The sequence below is a fragment of the Streptomyces sp. GESEQ-35 genome (assembly GCF_017948485.1).
GTDB lineage: Bacteria > Actinomycetota > Actinomycetes > Streptomycetales > Streptomycetaceae > Streptomyces.
In genome coordinates, this window is the sequence record NZ_JAFFSX010000002.1 from 404,437 (window position 1) to 425,686 (window position 21,250).

General features: G+C 71.3%; 18 protein-coding genes. 12 read left to right on the forward strand and 6 right to left on the reverse strand.

The window, feature by feature from the left end:
• The first annotated feature begins 39 nt into the window (after window positions 1-39).
• Complete coding sequence (locus KCH87_RS05300) at window positions 40-1,692, forward strand: protein phosphatase 2C domain-containing protein (protein WP_210584542.1); 1,653 nt, start codon at window positions 40-42, stop codon at window positions 1,690-1,692.
• Between the two features lie 59 nt (window positions 1,693-1,751).
• On the forward strand, window positions 1,752-2,453 hold the full coding sequence (locus KCH87_RS05305) for a DNA alkylation repair protein (protein ID WP_247195711.1): 702 nt from the start codon (window positions 1,752-1,754) through the stop codon (window positions 2,451-2,453).
• On the opposite strand, the gene KCH87_RS05310 is transcribed toward KCH87_RS05305, so the two are convergent.
• Entirely contained in the window at window positions 2,429-3,763 is a 1,335-nt protein-coding gene (locus KCH87_RS05310) for a helix-turn-helix transcriptional regulator (RefSeq protein ID WP_210584544.1), read from the reverse strand. The two genes, KCH87_RS05305 and KCH87_RS05310, sit on opposite strands and share 25 nt — an antisense overlap.
• Before the next feature lie 223 nt (window positions 3,764-3,986).
• Between KCH87_RS05310 and KCH87_RS05315 the strand changes: the two genes are divergently transcribed.
• Window positions 3,987-4,595, forward strand: a complete 609-nt coding sequence (locus tag KCH87_RS05315; RefSeq protein ID WP_210584545.1) for a hypothetical protein — start codon at window positions 3,987-3,989, stop codon at window positions 4,593-4,595.
• A gap of 389 nt (window positions 4,596-4,984) precedes the next feature.
• Window positions 4,985-5,431, forward strand: a complete 447-nt coding sequence (locus KCH87_RS05320; protein WP_210584546.1) for an ATP-binding protein — start codon at window positions 4,985-4,987, stop codon at window positions 5,429-5,431.
• A 65-nt stretch (window positions 5,432-5,496) separates the two neighbouring features.
• Here the strand turns inward: KCH87_RS05320 and KCH87_RS05325 are convergent, their stop codons facing one another.
• Both KCH87_RS05325 and KCH87_RS05330 read right to left on the reverse strand, forming a co-directional pair.
• Window positions 5,497-6,540 (reverse strand): DUF2637 domain-containing protein, encoded by a 1,044-nt coding sequence (locus KCH87_RS05325; protein ID WP_210584547.1) that lies wholly within the window; start codon window positions 6,538-6,540, stop codon window positions 5,497-5,499.
• Window positions 6,541-6,842: 302 nt separating this feature from the next.
• Window positions 6,843-7,691, reverse strand: a complete 849-nt coding sequence (locus tag KCH87_RS05330; protein ID WP_210584549.1) for a (2Fe-2S)-binding protein — start codon at window positions 7,689-7,691, stop codon at window positions 6,843-6,845.
• Window positions 7,692-7,859: 168 nt separating this feature from the next.
• Here KCH87_RS05330 and KCH87_RS05335 point away from each other — a divergent pair, with 168 nt between their 5' ends.
• Window positions 7,860-8,669 (forward strand): GntR family transcriptional regulator, encoded by an 810-nt coding sequence (locus tag KCH87_RS05335; protein WP_308298749.1) that lies wholly within the window; start codon window positions 7,860-7,862, stop codon window positions 8,667-8,669.
• Window positions 8,670-8,674: 5 nt separating this feature from the next.
• Here KCH87_RS05335 and KCH87_RS05340 read toward each other — a convergent pair whose 3' ends face one another.
• Entirely contained in the window at window positions 8,675-9,448 is a 774-nt protein-coding gene (locus tag KCH87_RS05340; RefSeq protein ID WP_210584551.1) for a hypothetical protein, read from the reverse strand.
• Window positions 9,449-9,760: 312 nt separating this feature from the next.
• Window positions 9,761-11,434 (reverse strand): PucR family transcriptional regulator ligand-binding domain-containing protein, encoded by a 1,674-nt coding sequence (locus KCH87_RS05345; protein ID WP_210584552.1) that lies wholly within the window; start codon window positions 11,432-11,434, stop codon window positions 9,761-9,763.
• 378 nt (window positions 11,435-11,812) lie between these two features.
• Here KCH87_RS05345 and KCH87_RS05350 point away from each other — a divergent pair, with 378 nt between their 5' ends.
• The 6 genes from KCH87_RS05350 (at window position 11,813) to KCH87_RS05375 (ending at window position 19,411) form a co-directional block, all read left to right on the forward strand.
• Window positions 11,813-12,703, forward strand: coding sequence for a xanthine dehydrogenase family protein subunit M (locus KCH87_RS05350; protein ID WP_210584554.1), 891 nt, complete (start codon window positions 11,813-11,815; stop codon window positions 12,701-12,703).
• Window positions 12,703-13,290 (forward strand): (2Fe-2S)-binding protein, encoded by a 588-nt coding sequence (locus KCH87_RS05355; RefSeq protein ID WP_210584556.1) that lies wholly within the window; start codon window positions 12,703-12,705, stop codon window positions 13,288-13,290. Before KCH87_RS05350 ends, KCH87_RS05355 begins: the two co-directional genes overlap by 1 nt.
• Window positions 13,291-13,295: 5 nt before the next feature.
• A complete protein-coding gene (locus tag KCH87_RS05360; RefSeq protein WP_210584558.1) occupies window positions 13,296-15,680 on the forward strand; it encodes a xanthine dehydrogenase family protein molybdopterin-binding subunit in 2,385 nt (794 codons plus the stop codon).
• A gap of 245 nt (window positions 15,681-15,925) precedes the next feature.
• A complete protein-coding gene (locus tag KCH87_RS05365) occupies window positions 15,926-17,383 on the forward strand; it encodes an NCS2 family permease (RefSeq protein WP_210584560.1) in 1,458 nt (485 codons plus the stop codon).
• Between the two features lie 52 nt (window positions 17,384-17,435).
• A complete protein-coding gene (locus KCH87_RS05370) occupies window positions 17,436-18,593 on the forward strand; it encodes an XdhC family protein (protein ID WP_210584561.1) in 1,158 nt (385 codons plus the stop codon).
• A gap of 5 nt (window positions 18,594-18,598) precedes the next feature.
• A complete protein-coding gene (locus KCH87_RS05375; protein WP_210584563.1) occupies window positions 18,599-19,411 on the forward strand; it encodes an amidohydrolase family protein in 813 nt (270 codons plus the stop codon).
• Between the two features lie 116 nt (window positions 19,412-19,527).
• Here KCH87_RS05375 and KCH87_RS05380 read toward each other — a convergent pair whose 3' ends face one another.
• Window positions 19,528-19,968 (reverse strand): SRPBCC family protein, encoded by a 441-nt coding sequence (locus tag KCH87_RS05380; RefSeq protein WP_210584565.1) that lies wholly within the window; start codon window positions 19,966-19,968, stop codon window positions 19,528-19,530.
• Between the two features lie 133 nt (window positions 19,969-20,101).
• Between KCH87_RS05380 and KCH87_RS05385 the strand changes: the two genes are divergently transcribed.
• Entirely contained in the window at window positions 20,102-21,127 is a 1,026-nt protein-coding gene (locus KCH87_RS05385; RefSeq protein ID WP_210584566.1) for a DUF2278 family protein, read from the forward strand.
• Window positions 21,128-21,250 lie beyond the last annotated feature (123 nt).

Sequence of the window (21,250 nt, forward strand, 5' to 3'; positions counted from 1 at the left end):
CCCGTTTTCATCCGGCCCGTGCGGTGGACAATTGGGGGCATGAGCCAGCAGGGGGGAAGTCCCACCGGTCACGAGGACGACTGGTGGGGACAGCTGTACAACGACTCCACCGACGACACGGGCCCCACGGCCGAGCCCGACTCGGTCGACGACCGGTTCGTCTCGGCGGCGGGGGCGGTGGGCGACGGCAGTGCGTCGGACTCGGGGGCTTTGGGCGACGGCAGTGCGTCGGGGGCGACAGTCCCTCAGCCGCGAGCCGGGGCCTCACCGACAGGGGGCCCGGGACGGCACCGGGCCCCCTGGGAATCCCCGCCCACCGCATCTCCGCCCCCGGCGACGTTCCCGCCGGGTCCCAAGCCCCCCGGCTTCGCCGACCAGCCGCCCTCGACGACCGGCGCCGCCCGCACCTCGACGGAGACACCGGCCACGACCACCCCGGCGTCATGGACCCCGGAGGACACACCGCCGGGGTCGGCGCGGGACGACACGGTGGCGAACAGCGACAGGAGAGCCGGTTCCCCCCGGGGAGGGGCCGATGACTCGGCCGACGTGCCTTCCGAGGCTCCTTCCGTGCCGGTGCCCGCTCGTCCCCCCGTCGAGCCCGACTCGGAGGAGCGCCCCGCAAGACCTCCGCGTCCCGCAGGACCCGGCGCCGAAGCCCCGGCCACCTCGCCGCCCGCCCGCCATGCCGCGCCCACGCGCGTCGACATCCCCACAACCCCGCCCCCGTCCCTCGACTACGTCGGCTCAGGACCTCCCACCTACGACGCCGAACCCACCGCGTTGCCCCCCGCCGATCCGGATGAGCTGGACGATCTGGTCGCGGACACCGTGCTGGACGGGGCGCGGTACGGGGCGTGTTCGTTGCGGGCTGTCTCCGTGCGGGGGGACTCCGCGCGGTACCGGGGCGAGCCGCGGCGCGATTCGTTGCTCATGGCGCGGTTCGGCAGCGGCGACCACACGTTGATCCTCGTGGCGATGGCGACCGGCGCCCGTGCGACACCGGGGGCGCACCGGGCGGCCGCCGAGGCCTGCCACTGGATCGGACGGGCCGTGGGACGCAGCCATGCCCGGCTCAGCGAGGACATCCGGGCCGCCCGGCGCGGTGATCTGAAGTCCGGGCTGCACCGGCTCACCGACCGCAGCCTCGGCAAGCTCCGCGCCACCGCCGCCGAGCAGGGCATCGACCCCGAGGAGTACGCGGCCACCCTGCGCTGCCTGCTGCTGCCCGCCGACCCCGAGTGCCGTACGCGCGTGTTCTTCGGCGTCGGAGCGGGCGGACTGTTCCGGCTCAGGGACGGCGAGTGGCATGACATCGAGCCGCAGATCGGCGACATCACCGGCGAACCCGTCGTCGGCTTCGGCTCGCTCCCGCACGAGACCCCCGAGGGCGACCGGCTCACCATGGACCTGGGCATCCCGACCCCCCCGAGCCCGTACGAACCCGCACTCGAGCCGCCCCGCGAACCCTTCCGCTTCCGTGCCTCCGTCGCCCGCCCCGGTGACACGCTCCTGATGTGCACCGGCGGCCTGGCCGAACCCCTGCGCGGCGAACCCGAACTGTGCAAGTACCTGACCGGCCGATGGTCGGGCCCCACCCCGCCCGGTCTCGCCGCGTTCCTCGCCGACACCCAGACCCGGGTCAAGGGATACGCCGACGACCGTACGGCCGCCGCCGTCTGGGAGGAGTGACCGCACGACCTCGTAGGCTGACTCTCGCACGCGATGGACAGGAGGCCGAGGTGGCCGGGATGACGCCGACCGAGACGACGGTGGCCGAGGTGATGGCCGAGCTGGCCGCGCTCGACGACCCGAAGGCACGCGCGGTGAACGAGAAGCACGGTGACGATCACGGTGTGAACCTCAGCAAGCTGCGCGCGCTCGCGAAGCGGCTGAAGACACAGCAGGAACTCGCGCGCCGGCTCTGGGAGACGGATGACACCGCGGCGAGACTGCTGGCGCTTCTGATCTGCCGCCCGAAGGCCTTCGAGCGTGCCGAGCTGGACGCCATGGTGCGCGAGGCGCGCGCACCCAAGGTGCACGACTGGCTCGTGAACTACGTGGTGAAGAAGAGCCCGCACTCCGAGGAGCTGCGCCTGGCCTGGTCCGCCGATCCGGATCCGGTGGTCGCGAGTGCCGGCTGGGCGCTGACCACCGAACGCGTGGCGAAGAAGCCCGAGGGACTCGGCCTCGCCGGGCTGCTCGACGTCATCGAGGCGGAGATGAAGGACGCCCCGGACCGCCTCCAGTGGGCGATGAACCACTGCCTGGCGCAGATCGGCATCGAGCACGCCGAGCACCGCGCCCGTGCCCTCGACATCGGTGAGCGCCTGGAGGTGCTCAAGGACTACCCGACGTCCCCGGGCTGCACGTCTCCGTTCGCGCCCACCTGGATCACCGAGATGGTGCGCCGGCAGGAAGATCGTGCTCAGTCGGTCCGGGGAACCCACTGAAGCTCGGAGTACCAGTAGCGGGGCAGGCCCTCGATGCCGCTCGTGCGGAACGGACGGCCGTGGTCGTCGATGCGGACCGTTCCGGAGCGCCCCTGTGAGGACCAGTCGAGCTCCAGGAACCAGCGGCAGTCGCAGGTCCGGGTCGTCGCGGTGACGAGCAGTACCTCCGGGTCCTCGGAGGAGACCCGGTAGGGCATGCGCACCGCCGGGATCGGGCCGTTCTCGTCGCCGCCGTCGACCGGGCGGGCGATGGGCCGGCTGATGTCCAGGTTGACGTCGAAGTAGCGCGGGGAGAGCGATCCGCCGCAGCCCTGGTCCATGGAGTACACGTTCCCGGCGACGGGCTCGGCGCGGCCCACCACCCGGACGCGGAGCGCCTCCAGGACCACCGCGGTGGAGTCGCGCCCCTGCACCGAGATCTCCACCAGCTGCTCCCGCCCGTGCACCGCCCCGAGCTCCCGGGCCCAGTTCGCGGCGTCCTGCGACACCGGCGGCGGAGGGACCTGTTGCGGCGCCTTGTCGACGATGTAGTCGTGAGCGCAACCGAGGGCCCACTCATGGGAGTTGGCGGTCCAGGTGAGCGGCACGGCGGCCGTGCCGGTCGGCGGCTGTTCGCCGCCGGAGGAGCCGCCGCCCGACGGGCCGTCGCCGGAGGGGGCGCCGCCGCCGTCGCTGGGCGGTGCGGACGTGGTCGCCTTGCCGCTGACGGACGGGGACGGTGTGGCCGATCCGGGGGAGGCGCTGGGCGACTTCGCCGACGGGCTCTTCGGTGCGCCGGACGACGTCGTGGCGGCGGGGCCCGCCGACCGTGCACTGCCGTCCACCGAGGAGCGCCCGTCCGGCAGCGCGGCGAGGCTGCCCAGGGTGGCGAGCAGCGCGGCCGTCACGGCGGCCGTCGTGACCGTGATGCGTCGGCGGCGGTACCAAGGGGTGCGGGGAGCGGCGGAGTTGGAGGCGGGTGCGGGGACAGGATCCAGCGCCGTGTCGGTCGGCTCCACCGAGTCCGTACGGTCCATACCGTCCGCTTCCGTCGTCTTCGCCTTCCCCGCGGAGCGCTGTCGGGCCGCCACCGCGGCCAGCCACAGCCGGTGCAGCTCCAACCGCTCCTCCGAAGACGCCCCGCACAGTGCGGCGAAGCGTTCCACGGGGGCGAAGTCGAGAGGGACCGCTTCGCCCGCGCAGTAGCGGTGCAGGGTGGAGGTGTTCATGTGCAGGCGGCGGGCCAGCGCACCGTAACTGCGGTCCGTACGCGCCTTCAACTGCCTCAGCAGCGCCGCGAACCGATCGACGTCGTCCTCTTCCGGCACCATTCCCCCGTATCTCCCCTCCCGGGACGCCGTCCCAGGCTCCCCTGTACCTGCACGTCGGACGGGCTGGGATGGTTCCACCGTCGCCGATGGGGCGCCGGCGGTTGCCTCCGCCCGCCGTGACCGCCGATGCTCTTGGTGCCGCACCGACCAGGACCGGGCCGGCCACCTGGTACCGCGGCGGCGTCCGGCATCGCACTCACGCACTCACTCACGGGGGACACCCATGCCCATGCCCATCCGAGCAGGCGCGCTCACCCTACTCGCCCTCACCGGCCTCACGCTGGCTTCTGTACTGGCCGCACCGGCCGGCGCGACAGCCGGTACGGGCTTCCTCTCGGCCGCCGACCTGCCGCCGCACCCTTCGTCCTCCTGGACCGCCGGCGAGGTCACCGACGGCGTCCCGGAGGAACTGCTGCTGTGCCTGGCGGACACGCTGCCGGGCTACGACTCCCGCTACCGCGCCTTCCACACCGAACTGGACACCAGCGCCCGCCAGTTGACGATCGTCACGGGCTCGCCGGCCAAGGCCAAGGCCCTCGCCACACGCCTCGACGCGGAGATCCGGTCCTGCCCGACCCGCATCGAGCAGCGCGACCCGGAGACCGAGGCCGTCCACAAGGACTACGGCACGCTGCCCGTCGAAGACGGCGCCCGCGTCCACGGCCTGCACACCGAAACCTCCTGGGGCGCGACGGACATCCACCTCCTCTCGGTCGGCCGGGACGGACGCACCGTCACGGTCGTGGAGTGGTCGCAACTGGGCGACTTCGACGACGCACCGGTGACCGCCTTCAGGAAAACGACCACCACGGCCGTCGCCAAGCTCTACTGACCCATGGGGGAACGCACCTGAACAACGGTCAATAGCGGCGTTTTCCGGCCAGATTCACCGGCTTGGGGGAGGGCTCGGGCCCTACTGCCTCACGGCTTCGTCGAGTACGGCGGGATCGGCAGAGCGCAGTCGGCAGTTGGGCCGACCCCGACCCGGTCTCCGTACCCCTCCCGCGGCCGCCCGGCGTGTCGAAGGGAACCTCTACCTGCGCTCATTCACCGGCGGCGCCCTCCGCACCCGTGGCCGAACATCCGGTCGTTGACGATTCCACATGACTGGCGAGAGCCCGAGCGGGCATGGATCCCCGTGAACGTGTTCGAGGCAGGAGGGGAACCGACATCGGCACGCGGGCGGGGGTCATGAAAAGGCAGGCACGAGGGGGCGGTCCCATGGCGATCGGGGCCTCCTCGGCTAGGACAGCGGGGGAAGAGGCCGGCGGCGCCACGGCGCAGTCGCCGCAACTGCGGCGCAGATTCGGACGCGCGGACCTACAGGCGGTGCCGGAGGCACGCAGGGCGCTGCGCGAGCTGTTGGGGCACTGGGGGAAACCGGGGCGGTCGGAGATAGCGGAGCTGCTCACCAGCGAGCTCGTCACCAACGCGCTCGTCCACACCGACCACGACGCGGTCCTGACGGCCGTCGTCGGACCCCGTGGACTACGGGTGGAAGTACGGGACTTCGTGGCCCGCAGGCCCAGACTGTGCGTACCGAACGCCGACGACGGTACGCACGGCAGGGGCCTGGTCCTGGTGCAGTCCCTCGCGGACGCCTGGGGCGTACGGCCGCACGGGGTGGGGAAGGCGGTGTGGTTCGAGCTCGACGCGGGAGCCGTATGACAAAGCGTCAGGGGGCACGGCCTCGGGCCGTACCCCCTGACGCCACCGGCATCCGTTCCTGGCTCCTAGCCGAACTGCTGCTCCAGGTCCTTGAGCTTGCGCTCCAGGGAGTCCAGGCGTGGCAGGGCCATGGTGTCGTCCTCCGCGGTGAGGTCGACGGTGATCGGGTCAGAGCTCTGGCGGACGGGCTGAAGGGAGGGCCGTGAGCGTACGGGCAGCGGCTCCGGGGTGGATATGGCAGGCTCCGCGGTGACTCGGTCGGTGCCGCGCTCCATGGCCGGCACTTCCATCGGCCGTCCGTGGCCGCGTCCGACGAAGCCGCGGTGGCCCCGGCTGATCGCCTTGAGCTGGGCCCGCTCGACCCGCTCCTGCTCGCGCCGGCGCAGTCGGGCCGTCTCCTTCTGCCGCTTGTCCTCGCGCACTTCGTCGACGGCCTCGTCCAGGCTGCGCACGCCCTCCAGGAGCATCAGCGACCAGGCCCTGTAGGTCTCGCGGGGCGCCCGCGCCCAGCGCACGATGCGGATCTGCGGCAGCGGACGCGGCACCAGACCCTGCTCGCGCAGCGCGGCCTTGCGGGTCTGCTTCAGTGCGCGGTCGAAGAGCACGGCCGCGGACAGCGACATGCCGGAGAAGAACTGCGGCGCGCCCTCGTGGCCGAGGCCCCTGGGCGCGTGCACCCAGTTGAACCAGGCCGCGGCGGCCGCGAACGTCCATACGAGTATCCGGGAGCCGAGTGCCGCGTCGCCGTGGCTGGCCTCGCGCACCGCGAGCACCGAGCAGAACATGGCCGCACCGTCCAGGCCGAACGGGACCAGGTACTCCCAGCCGCCGGACAGGTTCAGGTTCTGCTGGCCGAAGCCGACCAGGCCGTGGAAGGAGAGGGCGGCGGCGACCGCCGCACAGCAGAACAGCAGGACGTAGGAGGCGGTGCCGTATATGGCCTCCTTGCGCCTGCGGCGCTCCTCGGTCCGCTCCCACGAATCGTCCGCGCCGGCATCCTTCCCCGAGGAGCGCTTGCCGCGCGCGAGCACCGCCACCGCTGCCAGCATGCCCAGGAGCAGTACGGCGCCAGGAAGCAGCCAGTTCAGCGATATGTCGGTCAATCTCATCTGGGGTCCCTTGCATTGGGATAGGGCGTAACGCCCGCCATGGTGGCCCAATTCCACCGCCCCTCAGGGGGTTTCGGGGCAAGAGGCCGCCAAGTAAGCGCAAGGGGATGCCCAGGGCGGCGTTCTGCTCGAACTGCCGCTTGAGGGGCGGGAGTTGAGTTCGAACAACACTACCCGTACGGATGGTTCTACGGAAAGTTCCTGCGGCAAGTGAGGAAGTTGTGAAGTGCCTGTAACCGGAGGGGTGCCCTGATCGCAGTTGATCTTACGGGGCGGACGGTGGTGCTTCTGTCCGAGGGGCCTCAACTGGCCGCGGTAGCCACGAGCTTGACGATCCGGTCCGCGTCGCAGGTGCGCGGGCAGGTGGCGCAGGTGTCCTCGGGGCGCAGCGTGTAGAACATGCAGCAGCTCGCCCGGTCCCGGGTGGGCAGCGACTCGCCGTCCGGCCCGGTCAGTTCACGGAAGGCGGCGGAGCCGACGTACGGCCTGGTCGCGCCCGGCAGTAGCAGCTCCAGCTCCCGCATCGCCCGCTCCTGCTCGCCGAGCAGATGGGCGACGTACCAGAGCCCTTCGACGACCTCGTCGGTCGCCATGCCCCACAGTGCGCGCCCGCGCCGCCGCATGCGCGGTCCGAACCCGGAGAGCACCGGCTGAAGGTGCTCGGCGACGGCCTCCCGCACCTCGTCGCGCAGCGCCTCCTCGTCGGCGACCACGCGGGCGCCGGGCAGGGCGGCGGCGGGGTCGCCGGGCAGACAGGCGAAGCTGTGGGGGCGCACGGCCATGCGGCCGACGGGCAGTTCCGGGACCGTCCGGTCGTACGAGACTCCGGTCACGGGGAAGCGGGGTACGCGGCGGTCCAGGAACCACGGCACGGTGATCAGCAGACAGGCCGGCCAGGCGTACCGGTGCAGGGCGAAACTGGCGACGACGTCCGGTCGTGCTCGCTGTCCGTAGTCGCGCACTACCTGTGCGTCGTCCCATTCGAGGAAGGCGTCGAGCCCGGCCCCGCCCTCCGCGAGCGAGTCGGCGGCGACCCAGCCGCCCTCCCGGGGGAGCTGCTCCCCGGCGCCCAGTTCCGTGATCGCCAGCGCCGGGAAGGCCGTGGTCAGACGCGTGTAGGCGTCCGAGAGGGCCGAGCCGGGCACGGGCATGCAGGACCGCCGATCTGGGTGTCTTGCCGGGGTTGCCTAAAGGTAAGCCTTACCTTACCCAATATCGTTGGGATTTGAACCGGCCGCTTCTGGCCCTAAGGTGCTTGACGGACGAGTAACAACCCGCCGTAATGACCCCAAGTACCGACAAGCCCGGAGGAGGACCCCGTGAACCAGGGCATGCAGGGCTCCATGGAGACGGGGAATCCGCAGCGGGCACAGCTGTCGGCCGGCGGAATGCGGGTACCGCAGCAGCCGCGGGCGGCGGACGTGGACCGGCAGCGGGACGCGGCGGCCGGAGCCGTCCGGGGTGAGCACACCCACAGCGAGGCGCCGATCCCGCGTCCTCGCCCCGCCGTCCAGCGGTCCTCGGTGCGCGGGCAGATCCTCGACGCCCTGCGCACCGCGCTGGTCGCGGGCGAACTGACCCCGGGCGAGGTCTACTCGGCGCCCGCGCTGGGCGAACGCTTCGGGGTCTCGGCGACGCCCGTACGTGAGGCGATGCAGCAGCTGGCCCAGGAGGGCGCCGTCGAGGTCGTACCCAACCGTGGCTTCCGTGTCGTCGAGCGCGGCGCCCTCGAGCTGGCCGAGCTGGCCGAGGTCAGGTCCCTGATCGAGGTTCCGGTGATGCTGCGACTGGCGCGGTCGATGCCGGTCGAACGCTGGGCGGACCTGCGTCCCCTCGCCGAGGCGACCGTACGGGCGGCCTCCTCCGGCTGCCGGGCGACGTACGCGGAGTCGGACCGGGCCTTTCACCGCGGACTGCTGTCCCTGGCCGGCAACGACCAGTTGGTCCAGATCGCCGAAGACCTCCACCGCCGGTCCCAGTGGCCGCTGGTGGGCGGTCCCGTGGGCCGTGGCCGCGCCGAGCTGCTGGCGGACGCCGCGGAACACACGGCACTGCTGGACGCGCTGATCGCACGGGACCTCGAAGTCGTGCGGTCACTGGTGGGGGAGCACTTCGCCGGGGCCCGGTAACCCGCTCAGGCCGTGGCCGCCGGTGGCGTCAACTCCCGTGCCAGCCACGTCGGTACGCCCCCCAGCAGCCGGAACAGCCGACGGGCCTCCTCCCGCAACCGGGACGCCTCGGGCTCGACCTCCGCGTCGGCCAGCGACGCCAGGGCCGGTGCCGTACCGACCAGGTACCCCAGCTCCTCCCGAATCCGCAGCGATTCGCCGAAGCCGTGCCGCGCCTCGGCCAACTCCCCCTCCCGCAGGGCGAGTCCGGCGAGATGCCGCCAGGTGAAGGACAGCAGCAGCGCGTCGGCGTGCGCCGTGGCACCCGCGTGCGCGCGGCGGTAGGCGGCGCGGGCCGCCTGCGGGGAGCCGCTGAGGTTCTGGGCGACCAGACCGCGACGGAAGTCCAGCAGGGCCCGGTCAGGGGTGTCCGGCAGGATCAGTGCGGCCGCCCGCCCGAGAGCCGCACGTGCCTCGTCGGCCCGGTCACGCACGCCGAGCAGCGTGGCCGCATAGGCCAAGTACCCGCGTTCACAAGCGGCCGCGCCCCGTTCGTCGTCGCTGTGCGCCAGGGCCTCGGCGGCGCGCAGCGCATCCTCCGCCTCCGCCCACCCCTGCTCGGTGTAAAGACACCGCTCCACGAACAGCCCGGCCCGCTGCAACGCGGTCGCCGCGGTGACCGGCTGGAGCAGGGCCGCCGCATCCGCCCAGCAGGCGCGCGAGCGCAGCCGCCATACCGCGGTCTGGAGGGGATCGTCACCAGGGGTCGTTCCGAAACCAGACATGGCGGTATGCGCCACATTGCCCTCCCCAGGGTCCTGTCCTTCGGATCAGCTCGGGTGAGCGGGGCTTGGCACGCACATCTGCCGCGTTGTCGTCGGTCGCCGACGCTCCGCGTCGACTCCCTCCTCCGCCTTGCAGCTGCACGCACCAAGCCCCGCTCACCGGCGTCGCAAGGCACCGCCCTTGAAACCGACCTGATCCGAAGGACAGGCCCAGCACGCCATTGAGCTGTTGAGTGGTGGCCGCATCTCAGCACGAATCCCGGGGCCGGGCCAAGGGGGTGGGTGAAGGATTTCACAAAGTCGGGGGACTCTGCGGAGCTTGAGGTTTCAGCTCATCCGCAACGCCAGGAAGAAATCCAGCTTGTCCTCCAGCCGCGAAAGGTCACGGCTCGTCAACTGCTCGATCCTGCCGACGCGGTACCGCAGTGTGTTGACGTGCAGGTGAAGGCGGCCGGCGCAGCGCGTCCACGAGCCGTCGCAGTCGAGGAACGCCTCCAGGGTCGGGATCAACTCGGCCCGGTGCCGGCGGTCGTAGTCGCGCAACGGGTCCAGCAGACGCGCCGTGAAGGCACGCCGTACGTCGTCCGGGACGAAAGGGAGCAGCAGCACGTGCGAGGCCAGCTCCTGGTGGCCCGCGGCGCACACCCGGCCGGACCGCGCCGCCGCCACCCGCCGTGCGTGCCGGGCCTCCTCCAGCGCCCCGCGCAGTCCCTCCGCCGAGTGCACGGCCGCGCTGACGCCGAGAGTGACCCGCCCGTCCTCGTCCAGACCGGCGGCCAGCGGGTCCCGTACGGACTCCAGGAGCGCGTCGGCCTGGATCCCCGTCTCGGACCCGTCGTGCTCGGTCGACACCGCCGGGAGGGGTACGAGGGCGATCGCCTCGTCGCCGGTGTGGGCGACGGCGATGCGGTCGGAGGGCTCCGGTCCCGTCGACAGCGGGTCGACGAGGATCTCCTCCAGCAGCGACTGGGCGACCGGCCCGCCCTCGATGTCCCCGCCGTCCCAGTCCACCCGGGCCACGACGACCTGCCAGTGCGGAGCCGCGCCGAGCCCGGGCAGCAGCACGGGCGCGGCCACCCGCAGCCGGGCCGCGATCTCGGCGGGCGCGGCACCGGTCTGCACCAGCTCCAGCACCTCCTGCGCGAGCCGTCTGCGCACGGTACGGGCGGCGTCCCGCCGGTCCCGCTCGACCGCGATCAGCTGGGTGACGCCCTGGAGCAGGTCGAGCCGCTCCTCCGGCCAGTCCCCGGCATCCGCCGCGACGGCCAGTAGCCAGTCCGACAGCACCGTCTCGCGCACGTCCCGGGAGCCCTGCGGGGAGCGGCTGCTGCTGCGGATCGGGAAGAGCGCGTACGGCGTGGCGCCCAGCGTCACCCGGTGCGGTCCCCGTCGGCCGGTGCGGGCGGCCGTCAGATGCTCGGCCGCGAGCTTCGCGCACACGTCGGCGGGCAGTCCCGGCCCTCCCACCTTCGGGCCCGCGATGAGCCGTCCGGCCGGCGACAGCACCCAGGCGCTCAGGTCGAGGTCGGAGCCGAGGAGGTCCAGGACCACGTCCGGGCCGCCGCCCGCCGGTCCTGAGGTCATCATCCGCCGGTGCCGGTCGACCACCGCCGCGAGGTCCCCGGCGCGCTCGCCCGAGACCTGCCGTACGACATGCTCGGTGATCGTCGCGAACGCCACCGACTCGTGCACCGCGAACAGCGGCAGCCGGTGCTTGACGCAGGCGACCACCAGATCGTCCGGGATGTCCCCGAGCTCGGCCTCGCCGGCGGCGAGAGCGGCCACGCCGGCCGCCACCAGGATCCGTACGAAAGGCTCGGAGTCCGCGGCGTCCCGGCGCCAGGCCAGGCCCGTGAGCACCAGTTCCCCGCCCGAGAGATAGCGGCTGGGGTCCCTGAGGTCGGTGGTCATCACACCGCGGACGGTGCGGTCCAGCTCGCCCTCGCCGCCGAGCAGCCTGAGGCCCAGCGCGTCGGTGTCCAGCAGTGCGCGCAGCCGCATTCTCGTCGCCGCCGTTCTTTGTCTCGAAATCTACGATGAATCCTGAGGGGCCATTGTGGGCAGGGCCCGATCGGCGGGCTGATGAGCGCCGCTGTGCGCGGTGCTCGTCGGCTTCCGGAAGGTGTCCCAGGTCACAAGGGTTGTGCCTGATGTTTCCCCGGTAAAACAAGGAGGTTACTGGTGACCTTCGTTCATACGAATCTACAAGATGACCTCCTTGGCCAGCCAACTCCTTCATGGTTTCCGTGACTGACTCAGGGGACTCACGGCGCTGTGTACTGATTTCACGCCGCGTTAACAGCACATGAACGAGCCAGTCCCACCACACCCGATCTGGCTCGATCAGTACGACTCACGAGACGAGGAAGAGGGCCGGTCATGGACTTCCTTCGCCCCGCCAGCTGGGAGGAGGCGCTCGCCGCGAAGGCCGAGCACCCCACCGCTGTGCCGATTGCGGGTGGCACCGATGTGATGGTCGAGATCAACTTCGACCACCGCCGGCCCGAGTACCTGCTCGACCTCAACCGCATCGGCGACCTCTACGAGTGGGAGGTCGGCGCGGACACCGTACGGCTCGGTGCCTCCGTCCCGTACAGCAAGATCATGGAGCGGCTGCGTCCCGAGCTGCCGGGGCTGGCCCTCGCCTCGCACACGGTCGCCTCGCCGCAGATCCGCAACCGCGGCGGCGTCGGCGGCAACCTCGGCACCGCCTCCCCGGCCGGCGACGCCCACCCCGCCCTCCTCGCGGCCGGCGCCGAGGTCGAGGTCGAGTCGGTGCGCGGCTCCCGTCTCATCCCGGTCGACGAGTTCTTCACCGGTGTGAAGCGCAACGCGCTCGCCGCCGACGAGCTCATCAGGGCCGTACACATCAACAAGGCCGACGGCCCGCAGCAGTACTCCAAGGTCGGCACGCGCAACGCCATGGTGATCGCGGTGTGCGCCTTCGGTCTGGCGCTGCACCCGCAGTCCCGCACGGTCCGCACCGGCATCGGCTCGGCCGCCCCCACCCCCGTACGGGCGAAGGCCGCGGAGGAGTTCCTGAACGCGGCGCTCGAAGAGGGCGGCTTCTGGGACAACGGCAAGATCATCACGCCGTCCGTCGCCAAGCAGTTCGCGGACCTCTGCGCCGCCGCCTGCAACCCGATCGACGACGTCCGGGGCACCGCGAGCTACCGCCGGCACGCGGTCGGCGTCATGGCCCGCCGCACGCTGACCTGGGCCTGGGAGTCGTACCGCGGCACCGCCGCACACACGGAGGGAGTCGCCTGATGCGTGTCAATTTCACGGTCAACGGCCGTTCGCAGGAAGCCGACGACGTGTGGGAGGGCGAGTCCCTGCTGTACGTGCTGCGTGAGCGGCTCGGTCTGCCGGGTTCGAAGAACGCCTGTGAGCAGGGCGAGTGCGGGTCGTGCACCGTCCGGCTGGACGGCGTACCGGTGTGTTCGTGTCTGGTCGCGGCCGGTCAGGTGCAGGGCCGGGAGGTCGTCACGGTCGAGGGGCTCGCGGACTACGCGAAACAGCGGTCCTGCGGCGACTCCTGTGGGACCTCGCTCGACGAGGCCAAGGGATGGCAGGCCAAGGGCACCGACTCGCAGACCGGAGAGGGCACCGGCTCATCCCCGCGCGCAGCGCTCTCTCCGATCCAGCAGGCGTTCATCGACGCCGGCGCCGTCCAGTGCGGCTTCTGCACGCCGGGCCTGCTGGTCCAGGCCGACGAGATGCTGGAGAGCAACCCGAACCCGACCGACGCGGACATCCGCGAGGCGCTCTCGGGCAACCTGTGCCGCTGCACCGGCTACGAGAAGATCATGGACGCGGTCCGCCTGGCGGCCGCCCGGCAGGGAGAGGCGGTCTGAGCACCATGCCCACCAGCGGCGCTCCCACGAAGATCACCCAGGGCTCGCAGACCAAGGGCGGCATCGGCGAGTCCACGCTCCGCCCGGACGGCACCCTCAAGGTCACCGGCGAGTTCGCGTACTCGTCCGACATGTGGCACGAGGACATGCTCTGGGGCCAGATCCTGCGCTCCCCGGTCGCGCACGCGGAGATCGTGTCCATCGACACGGGCGAGGCCCTCGCCACCCCGGGTGTCTACGCCGTCATGACCTACGACGACCTGCCGACCGAGGTCAGGAACTACGGCCTGGAGATCCAGGACACCCCGGTCCTCGCCCACGGCAAGGTGCGTCACCATGGCGAGCCGGTCGCGATCGTCGCCGCCGACCACCCGGAGACCGCGCGCCGCGCCGCCGCCAAGATCAAGGTGGAGTACCGCGAACTCCCGGTCATCACCGACGAGTTGTCCGCGACCGCGCCTGACGCGATCCTGGTCCACGAGGGCCGCGACGACCACCACATCGGCCACGTCCCGCACCCGAACATCGTGCACCGTCAGCCGATCGTACGAGGAGACGTTGCCGCCGCTCGGGAGCGCGCCGACGTCATCGTCGAGGGCGAGTACACCTTCGGCATGCAGGACCAGGCCTTCCTCGGCCCCGAGTCGGGCCTCGCGGTCCCGGACGAGGACGGCGGCGTCCACCTCTACATCGCCACCCAGTGGCTCCACTCCGACCTCAGGCAGATCGCCCCCGTCCTCGGCCTGCCCGAGAGCAAGGTCCGGATGACGCTGGCCGGCGTCGGCGGCGCGTTCGGCGGCCGCGAGGACCTGTCGATGCAGATCCACGCCTGTCTGCTCGCGCTGCGCACCGGCAAGCCCGTCAAGATCGTCTACAACCGCTTCGAGTCCTTCTTCGGGCACGTCCACCGCCACCCGGCGAAGCTGTACTACGAGCACGGGGCGACCAAGGACGGCAAGCTCACGCACCTGAAGTGCCGGATCGTCCTGGACGGCGGCGCCTACGCGTCGGCCTCCCCGGCGGTCGTCGGCAACGCCTCCTCCCTCTCCGTCGGCCCGTACGTCGTGGACGACGTGGACATCGAGGCCATCGCCCTCTACTCCAACAACCCGCCCTGCGGCGCCATGCGCGGCTTCGGCGCGGTCCAGGCGTGCTTCGCCTACGAGGCCCAGATGGACAAGCTGGCCGCGCAGCTCGGCATGGACCCGGTGCAGCTCCGGCAGCTCAACGCCATGGAGCAGGGCACGATCATGCCGACCGGCCAGCCGGTCGACTCCCCGGCCCCGGTCGCCGAACTCCTGCGCCGCGTCAAGGCGATGCCGATGCCGCCGGAGCGCCAGTGGGAGAGCAGCGAGGGCTCCGACGTACGGCAGTTGCCCGGCGGTCTGTCCAACACCACGCACGGTGAAGGCGTCGTACGCGGTGTCGGCTACGCGGTCGGCATCAAGAACGTCGGCTTCTCCGAGGGCTTCGACGACTACTCGACCGCCAAGGTGCGCATGGAAGTCGTCGGCGGCGAGCCCGTCGCCACCGTGCACACCGCGATGGCCGAGGTCGGCCAGGGCGGTGTCACCGTCCACGCGCAGATCGCCCGCACCGAGCTGGGCGTCGGGCAGGTGACCATCCACCCGGCGGACACGCAGGTGGGCTCGGCGGGTTCGACGTCGGCGTCGCGCCAGACGTATGTCACCGGCGGTGCGGTCAAGAACGCCTGCGAGATCGTCCGCGAGCAGGTCCTGGAGATCGGGCGCCGCAAGTTCGGTACGTACCACCCGGCCTGGGCGACGGCCGAGCTGCTGCTCGAAGGCGGCAAGGTCGTCACCGACGGCGGCGAGGTACTGGCGGACCTGGTGGACGTCCTCGAGGACGAGGCCGTCGAGGTCGAGGAGGAGTGGCGGCACCGGCCGACCGAGGCCTTCGACCTGCGCACGGGTCAGGGCAGCGGACACGTCCAGTACAGCTTCGCGGCCCACCGCGCCGTCGTCGAGGTCGACACCGAGCTGGGCCTGGTCAAGGTCATCGAGCTGGCCTGCGCCCAGGATGTCGGCAAGGCCCTCAACCCGCTCTCCGTCATCGGCCAGATCCAGGGTGGCACCATCCAGGGCATGGGCATCGCGGTGATGGAGGAGATCGTCGTCGACCCCAAGACCGCGAAGGTCAGGAACCCGTCCTTCACGGACTACCTGCTCCCGACCATCCTCGACACGCCGACCATCCCGGTCGACGTCCTCGAACTCGCCGACGACCACGCCCCGTACGGGCTCCGCGGCGTCGGTGAGGCACCAACCCTGTCCTCAACTCCGGCCGTCCTTGCGGCGATCCGCAACGCGACGGGCCTGGAGCTGAACAGGACGCCGGTACGTCCCGAGCATCTGACGGGAACCGCGTAGCGTCCGCCCGCCGCTGCGGGCAGTCGTGCCGCTTGGGCGGCACCCGTCCCACAGAAAGCGGCACCCCCGACGCCGGGTAACAGCCAAACCCAGGGCACCCCGACGCCGGTCAAGTCCAGTACAACGTTTCGTTCGTCTCGGGCCGTCCCCCGGGTCGTGCGGCCGAAGCACCTTCCCAAATCCCGTAGCCGCCGCCCGGTGGTTCCCCATACGGGTGCCCCTGTGAACCTTGGGAGTAGGCCCACATGACCCAGCAGTCAATCGAGCCAACAACCGTCGCCGAAGACGCGGGTGAGGGAACCCGTCTCCCCGCCGGCAGGTCCTGGCTCGACCGGTACTTTCACATATCCAAGCGGGAATCCACCGTCGGACGCGAAGTCCGCGGCGGCGTCACCACCTTCATGGCGATGGCGTACATCCTCCTGCTCAACCCCCTGATCCTGTCCGGCAAGGACGCGGCGGGGAACACGCTCGGCCAGCAGGCCCTGATCACCGCGACGGCGTTCGCGGCGGCCCTCAGCACGCTGCTGATGGGCTTCTTCGGCAAGGTGCCGCTCGCCCTGGCCGCCGGCCTCTCCGTCTCCGGCGTCCTCGCCTCACAGGTCGCCCCGCAGATGACCTGGCCGCAGGCCATGGGCATGTGTGTGATGTACGGCGTGGTCATCATGCTGCTGGTCGTCACCGGCCTCCGCGAGATGATCATGAACGCGATTCCGCTGGCGCTGAAGCACGCGATCACCATGGGCATCGGTCTGTTCATCGCCCTGATCGGCCTGGTGAAGGCCGGCTTCGTGCACCAGGGCGAGGCGACCCCCGTCACCCTGGGCCCGGCCGGCGAACTGGCGGGCTGGCCCGTCCTGCTCTTCGCCGTCACCCTGCTCGCGATCTTCATGCTCCAGGCCCGCGCCGTCCCCGGTGCGATCCTGATCGGCATCGTCGGCGGCACCGTACTCGCCGTCGTCCTCAACGCACTTGACGTCATCGACCCCAAGCAGTGGGCGAGCGGAGCACCGGAACTGCACGGCAGCGCGGTCTCCATGCCCGACTTCTCGATCTTCGGCGACGTCGAGTTCGGCGGCTGGGGCCAGGTCGGCGCCATGACGGTCGGCATGATCGTGTTCACGCTCGTGCTGGCCGGCTTCTTCGACGCGATGGCGACGATCATCGGCGTCGGCACCGAGGCCAAGCTCGCCGACGACAAGGGCCGGATGCCGGGCCTGTCCAAGGCGCTGTTCATCGACGGCGCGGGCGGAGCGATCGGCGGCGTCTCCGGCGCCTCGGGTCAGACGGTGTTCGTGGAGTCGGCGACGGGCGTCGGCGAGGGAGCCCGAACGGGCCTGTCCTCGGTCGTCACCGGCCTCTTCTTCGCGGCCTGTCTGTTCTTCACCCCGCTGACGGCGATCGTGCCGGGCGAGGTGGCCGCCGCGGCCCTCGTGGTCATCGGCGCGATGATGATGATGAACGCCCGGCACGTCGACTGGGCCGACCGGGCCACCGCGATCCCGGTGTTCCTCACCGTCGTGATCATGCCGTTCACGTACTCGATCACGGCGGGCGTCGCGGCCGGTGTCATCTCCTACGTCGCCATCAAGATCGCCCAGGGGAAGGCGCGGGAGATCGGGGCGTTCATGTGGGCCCTGACAGGCATCTTCCTGGTGTTCTTCGCCCTCAATCCCATAGAGAGCTGGATGGGCGTGCACTAGACACTGCATTCTGAACGCCCCTCCGCACAACGGCCGTCAAGGAGACCGAGAGATGCTGGACATCGCCGAAGAGTTGCACCGGTGGGTCGAGCAGGGACGCGACTTCGCCGTGGCCACCGTGGTGGCCGTCGGTGGCAGCGCGCCCCGCCTGCCCGGCGCCGCCCTCGCGGTGGACGCCGAGGGCACGGCGATCGGTTCGGTCTCCGGCGGCTGTGTGGAGGGTGCGGTCTACGACCTGTGCGGGCAGGCGCTCCAGGACGGGAAGCCGGTCCTGGAACGCTTCGGCTACAGCGACGAGGACGCCTTCGCCGTCGGCCTGACCTGCGGCGGCATCATCGACATCCTCGTCACACCGGTCAGGGCCGGCGACCCCGTCCGTCCGGTGCTCGCGGCCGCGCTCTCCGCCGCCGCGCGCGGGGAGGCGGCGGCGGTGGCGCGGATCGTCTCCGGCCCGCCGGAGCTGACGGGCCGCGCCCTGCTCGTCCACCCCGAGGGCTCGTACGACGGCGGCTTCGGCGCCCACCCCGAACTGGACCGCACGGTCGCCGAGGAGGCCCGCGCCTTCCTGGACGCCGGCCGCACCGGCACCCTGGAGATCGGCGAGCAGGGTTCGCGCTGCGGAGCACCGCTCACGGTCCTGGTGGAGTCCTCGGTCCCGCCTCCCCGGATGATCGTCTTCGGTGCGATCGACTTCGCGTCGGCGCTGGTGCGCATCGGCAAGTTCCTGGGCTACCGCGTGACGTTGTGCGACGCCCGTCCCGTCTTCGCCACGAAGACCCGCTTCCCGGAGGCGGACGAGATCGTCGTCGAGTGGCCCCACACGTATCTGGAACGCACGGAGGTGGACGGTCGCACCGTCCTGTGCGTCCTGACCCATGACGCCAAGTTCGACATACCCCTCCTTCAACTGGCCCTGCGCCTCCCGGTCGCGTACGTCGGCGCGATGGGCTCCCGCCGCACCCACCTCGACCGCAACGAACGGCTCCGCGAAGTCGGCGTGACGGAGCTGGAGTTGGCGCGGCTGAGGTCCCCGATCGGCCTCGACCTCGGCGCCCGCACACCGGAGGAGACGGCCCTGTCGATCGCCTCGGAGATCGTCGCGGGCCGACGCGGCGGCAGTGGGGTTTCCCTCACCGGCGCCCACACGCCGATCCACCACGATGTGACGGCGGCGCCGGAGCCGCCGGGGCGGATCGGGTCGGTAGCCTGAAACGCATGCCCGCCATCGACGTATGGATGCAGCACCCCACGCTCCGGCACTCCAACCACGAGATGTTCGAGTCCCTGCGCCGCTGGACGGGGATGGAGCTGCTGGAGGAGCCGCTGCCGGTCAAGGCCACGATGGCCGCCATGGCCGCGGCGGACGTCGAAATCGGCCTGTCCGCGGCCTGGTACGGCCCGCAGTCCCCGCTGATCAGCAACGACGAGGTGGCAGAGTTCGTCGCCCGGTCCGACGGCAGACTGCGCGGGGTGGCCGGCGCCGACCTCACCCGGCCGGTACAGGCGGTGCGCGAACTGCGCCGCGCCGTGGCGGAACTCGGCTTCGTCGCCCTGCGGATCGTGCCCTGGCTGTGGCAGCTGCCGCCCACCGACCGGCTGTACTACCCGCTCTACGCCGCCTGCGTCGACCTCGGCGTCCCCTTCTGCACGCAGGTCGGCCACACCGGGCCACTGCGCCCCTCCGAGACGGGCCGCCCCATCCCGTACGTCGATCAGGTCGCCCTCGACTTCCCCGAACTGACCATCGTGTGCGGGCACATCGGCTACCCGTGGACCACCGAGATGATCGCGGTCGCCGACAAACACCCCAACGTCTACATCGACACCAGCGCGTATACCGCTCGCCGCTATCCGCCCGAGCTGGTTGCCTATCTGCGCGGCCGGGGGCGCGGCAAGGTCCTGTTCGGCACCAACTATCCGATGATCATGCCGAGTCGGGCGCTGGAGCATCTGCCCGAGCTGGGGCTGGACGACGAGACAACAGAGCTGTTCCTGTCCGGCAACGCGCGACGGGTGTTCCGTCTCTGAGCCCCCTGGTTGTCGGTCTGCTGCGGCGCCGTCGTGGCTGGTCGCGCAGTTCCCCGCGCCCCTTCGGGGCGCTGCCGAACCGCAAGCGACTTCGCCCCCCGGCCAGCGGTCCCCCATCACACCCCCCTGAGTAGCCGATTCACCGCCCGTCCGAACATATACCGTGCCGCTCGCCCCACCACCGGATCGAACACCCCGGGCAACGGCCGCACCCCCAGCTCCTCGCGCCAGAGAACCCGCGTCCGGCCGCCCGGCCCCGGTCGCACCTCGATCTCCGCCCAGCCGACGACCACGCGGCCCCGCTTCTCCAGCCGGCACAGTCCCGGTGTCCCGTCCCCCGGCGGACGCCACACCGTGACCTCCATGCGGTCGTCGAAGGCGAGCGGCCCGAGTCCGGAGCGTGCCACGATCACCGTGCCCTCGCCGGTCGGGGGCGGTGTCACGACCGTGACCCGGGTCAGCGGCACGACCTCGCCGTGCCGGGGCCACTCGGTGAGTCGGCGCCACGCCTCGTCGAGAGGGAGGGGTGCCGTGCGTTCGAGCAGGAAGGTGACCACGCGCTGATCGTAGGGAAGCTGCTTGTGAATTCCCGCCCGAACTTCCCGCACGTACCGGTGAAGTACGGCGGGGTCCCTCTACGATGCCCCCATAGGCGGGCAATCCGCCCGCCCGTAGGGGGAGTTGGTCGTCATGCCGCTGAAGGCGTACGGCGTACTGATCACACGAGCGGTCGACACCCGGCGCGAGGGTGCCGACGACTCGCCGCACTACCAGATCCATCTGACGGACGACGCGGGCACGCACTACCGTGCCGCCGTCAACGTCCTGTCGCAGGAGCGGCCGTCCGAGCTGCTGTATCTCGTCGACGAGGACTTCCGGCACCCCGTCACGGCCCGGCTGGAAGGACTCGTGAGCGGCTGGAACACCCTGCCGGCCGGACCGGGCGGCCCGAACCTCGACTTCGTGCGGGGCAATCTCTTCGACCCGGCGCGGATGCGCCCGCTGCCGCCGGACGTCGCCGGTCCCGACAACGACCTCGCGGACGTCCTCGACCACTACGTGCGGCGCGCGGTCGACGACCCGCAGGCCCGGCTGTACGTCTTCGGTGAGCGCTGGGGGCCCGAAACGGGAGTCCAGGACAAGGTGTTCGGCTTCAAGCCCGGCAACGGCGTCCACGACATCCATATGAACCAGGGCAACAGCCGCCGCTTCCGGGGCGACGACGGTGTGTGGCAGGACGGCGGGATCCTGATCCACTTCCCCGGGGAGTCCGCCGAGCAGTCGCGCTGGGTCGGCATCTTCCTCGCCTTCCAGAGCCAGGCCTGGCACACGGACGACAGCACCGGCCACGCCCTCGAAGGCGCCGACGGTACGCGTCCCGAGCCCGGCGGTCAGCGCGTGCGTGTCCTGGCGGCGCTGGTCAACCCCAAGGGCCCCGCGCCCGAGGCGGAGACCGTGACCCTGATCAACGCCTCGCCGGACCCCGTGGACCTCAGCGGCTGGCGCATCACCGACCGCATCGGACACGGCACCCCGGTACCGTCCGGCCAACTGGCCCCCGGCGCCTGTCTGTCCGTCGCCCTCACGGCGGACGGCGCCCGACTCGGCAACAACGGCGGCGAGATCAACCTCCTCGACGCCGCGGGCCTGAAGGTGCACGGCGTCTCGTACACCCGGGAGCAGGCGGGGCGCGAGGGCTGGAGCGTCGTCTTCTGAGGCCCACGGGGGGACTGGTTGCCAGCCCGCTGCCCTCGGTTCAGCGGGCTGGCCAAACCGGGGAATCTCCCCGTCCGGCCAGGTCGTGGCTTCACCCTTGGGCGCAACAAACCGTCCGAGGGG